Origin of the sequence: Xanthomonas sp. SHU 199, assembly GCF_000364665.1 — a bacterium.
Taxonomy (GTDB): Bacteria; Pseudomonadota; Gammaproteobacteria; order Xanthomonadales; family Xanthomonadaceae; genus Xanthomonas_A; species Xanthomonas_A sontii.
The window spans coordinates 1-3,495 of the sequence record NZ_AQOI01000281.1 but is presented as its reverse complement, the minus strand read 5'-3'; the positions used below and the strand labels follow the sequence as shown (position 1 = coordinate 3,495).

The following is a 3,495-nucleotide window of genomic DNA, read 5'->3' as shown; positions in this document are numbered from 1 at the left end:
CCGGCTCGCGCATCGCCCGCGCGCAGGTGGAAGGCCCGGCGCCGGTCACCGTCATCACCGCCGAGGACATCCGCAAGCAGGGCTTCGCCACGGTGTGGGAATCGCTGGGCACGCTGACCCAGTTCAGCGGCAGCACCTTCAACGAGAGCGACCAGACCGGCAGTTCGCCCAACGGCCAGTATCTCAACCTGCGCGGGCTGGGGCCGGGTTATCAGTTGATCCTGCTCAACGGCAAGCGCATGGCCGATTATCCGCAGTCCTACGGCGCCAACGGCACCGCGGTCAGCCTGGGCAGCATTCCGGCGGCGGCGCTGGAGCGCATCGAGGTGATGAGCGGCGGCGCCTCGGCCATCTACGGCTCCGACGCGGTCGCCGGCGTGGTCAACATCATCACCAAGCGCGATTTCCAGGGCGACAGCCTGCGCGTGCGCGCCGGCACCACCACCCGCGGCGGCGGCGATAGCGGGCAACTGCAGTGGAGCGGCGGGCGCCGCGGCGACGGCTGGAGCGTCACCTACGCCTTCGAGCGGCTGGATCGCGAACCCATCGTCGCCCGCCAACGCGGCTTCATGGATTCCTACGACGACCATCCGGCCAACAAGGCCGATCCCAGCTCGCCCAACGTGTCGATCTCCGGCGTGTATCTGCGCCGCGGCACCACCTATCTGTGGCCGCAGGCGGGCGCGCTGTCGACCTCGCCGCAGGCGCTGGCCGCGGCCTGCGCCGCGACCAATCCGGCGTTCCGTCCGTACCGCACCAGCGACAGCCTGCCCGCAGCCAACCGCTGCGGCGCGTTCGACTACTACGCCGGGCGCTCGGTGCAGAACGGCTACGGCAAGACCTCGGCCTACCTGGCCGGCGATGCCGAACTCGGCCACGACGTGGTCGCCTATGCGCAACTGCTGGCCAACCGCGCGCAGGACAAGAGTTCCAGCCAGACCCACTACTACATCGGCGAAGGCGCGTTCACCGCCTACGATCCAGACCTGGGGCTGGTCACCGCGCAGCGCATCTTCCTGCCGGACGAGGTCGGCGACATCAAGACCATCGACTACGACGAGCGCAGCTGGAACCTCAACGCCGGCGTGCGCGGCAAGGCCTTCGATGGGCGCTTCGACTGGGATGCCAGCGTGTCGCTGTCGCGCTACGACATCACCACGCGGCGCCCGCGCTTCCTCACCAATGCGGTGCGCGATTACTACTTCGGGCCGGTGCTGGGCTATCGGCCGGACGGCACCGAAATCCGCCGTGTGCGCCCGGATCGGTTGTTCGCGCCCGGTAGCCCGGCGTTGTACCAGCAGCTCACCACCGAGGTGGTCAGCCGCGGCGAATCGGCCACCGACCAGGCCCAGTTCGTGGTCAGCGGCGACCTGTTCGAGCTGCCGGCGGGCATGGTGCAGATCGCCACCGTGCTGGAAGCGGCGCGGCAGACCTACGACCTGCAGCCCGATCCGCGCACCACCGTCGACTACACCGGCAGCGAGCGCATCTACAACCTCACCCAGACGCCGGGTGGCGGCCCGCGCAAGCGTTACGCCGCCGGGCTGGAGCTGCGCGTGCCGATCGCCAGCCGGCTCAGCGCCACCCTGGCCGCGCGCTACGACGCCTACGACGACATCACCGCGGTCGATGGCGCGGCGACCTGGCAGGCCGGCCTGGAGTGGCGCCCGTTCGACACCCTGCTGCTGCGCGGCAGCCACGCCACCAGCTTCCGCGCGCCGGACCTGCTGTGGATCTACGCCGGCACCAGCGCCAACAATCCCACCGTGGTCGACGAATACCTGTGCCGCCGCGACGGTCTGGATCCGTTGTCGGCGGCCTGCGCGAGCGCGCACGAGTATCAGACCTTCTCCACCCAGGCCTCCAACCCGCTGCTGCGCGAGGAGACCGGCAAGTCGACCACGCTCGGCGCGGTGTGGGATGCGCTGCCGGCGCTGTCGTTGAGCGTCGATTACTACCGCATCGAACTCAAGGGCCGTGTCGAAGCCATCTCCAGCGAAACCCTGTTGGAGAACAACGCCAACTGCCTGCTCGGCCGCGACCGCGCCGGCGCCGCGGTGGACACCGCCTCGGCGGCCTGCCGCTTCTACCTGGACGCGGTGACGCGCAGCCCCGGCACCGACCTGACCAGCGAAGGCCAGATCACCGCGTTCAAGACCTTCCCCATCAACCAGTCGCTGATGCGCACCGACGGCATCGACGCCAGCCTGCGCTACGACCTCGACCTTGGCGCCTGGGGCACGCTCGGCCTGCAGGGTGGCCTGACCCGGGTGCTGCGGATGGAGGTGGCGCAGTTCGCCGGCGCGCGCCCGGTGGACGTGATGAACGACGTCGACTACCTGGCGTTCCGCACGCGCAGCAACTGGCGTGCGAACTGGAGCCGCGGCGACTGGTCGGCCAGCGTGTACGGCTACCGCTACGGCTCGCGGCCCGACTACGCCGAGCGCGGCCGCGTGGCACCCTACCTGGTGTGGAACCTCGACCTCGCCAAGCAGATCACCGACAAGGCGACCATCGGCCTGAGCGTGCTCAACGTGTTCGACGCGCTGCACCCGCGCGACGACACCTACACCACCTGGCCGTACTTCCCGCGGGTGTACAGCGCGATCGGCCGGCAGTGGTACGTCAACTTCAACTACCGCTTCTGAGTGCGCGCCGGTGAGCGTCGGCGCGTCCCTGCACGACGTCGCCGCGCCGATTGCGTACGCTTGTGCGTCGCCGACCAGGAAGTGTCCATGACCCGTGTTCCCGTGCCGTCCCTGTCCGCCGTGCGCCGGCTGTTGCTGCTGGCCACGCTCGCGTTGCTTGGGGCCTGCGCGCACGCGCCGCAGCGCAATCCGCTGGCCACCTGGGTGCCGTCGCCGAACTACGACGCGCGCCGGCCGATCCTGATCGTCATCCATTACACCGACCAGCACTCGGTGCAGCAGAGCCTGGACACGCTGCGCTCGCACAACAGCAAGGGCAAGGTCAGCGCCCACTACCTGATCGGCCGCGACGGCACGCGCTACCAACTGGTCGCCGACCAGGACCGCGCCTGGCACGGCGGCGCCGGGCGCTGGGGCAGCATCACCGACATCAACTCCGCCTCGATCGGCATCGAACTGGACAACGACGGCAAGACCCCGTTCGCACCGCAACAGATCGACAGCCTGCTGGTGCTGCTCGAGGATCTGTGCACGCGCCTGCGCATCCCGCGCACCCAGGTGGTCGGCCACGAGGACTTCGCGCCCTCGCGCAAGGTCGACCCGGGCCCGCTGTTCCCGTGGAAGCGACTGGCCGAGGCCGGCTTCGGCCGCTGGCCGGCCGCCGACACGCCGCCGGCGCCCCCCGGCTTCGATCCGTGGCAGGCGCTGGCGCTGATCGGCTATCCGGTCGACGACCGGGCGGCGACCCTGCGCGCCTTCCACCACCACTACCGCGGCAACGACGCCACTGCCTTCGACGATGAAGACCTGCGCATCCTGTACGCGCTGACCCAGCCGCTGCTGGCGC

Annotated in this window: 2 protein-coding genes; both read left to right on the top strand. The window is 69.9% G+C overall.

The annotated features are described in order from the left end of the window. Nucleotides 1-2,648, top strand: a 2,648-nt coding sequence (locus D183_RS0110440) for a TonB-dependent receptor domain-containing protein (protein WP_017908938.1), incomplete at its 5' end; no start/stop codon positions are given. An 87-nt stretch (nucleotides 2,649-2,735) separates the two neighbouring features. Continuing rightward, nucleotides 2,736-3,495 (top strand): N-acetylmuramoyl-L-alanine amidase (locus D183_RS0110435; RefSeq protein WP_051067616.1); only part of this gene is annotated, 760 nt, incomplete at its 3' end.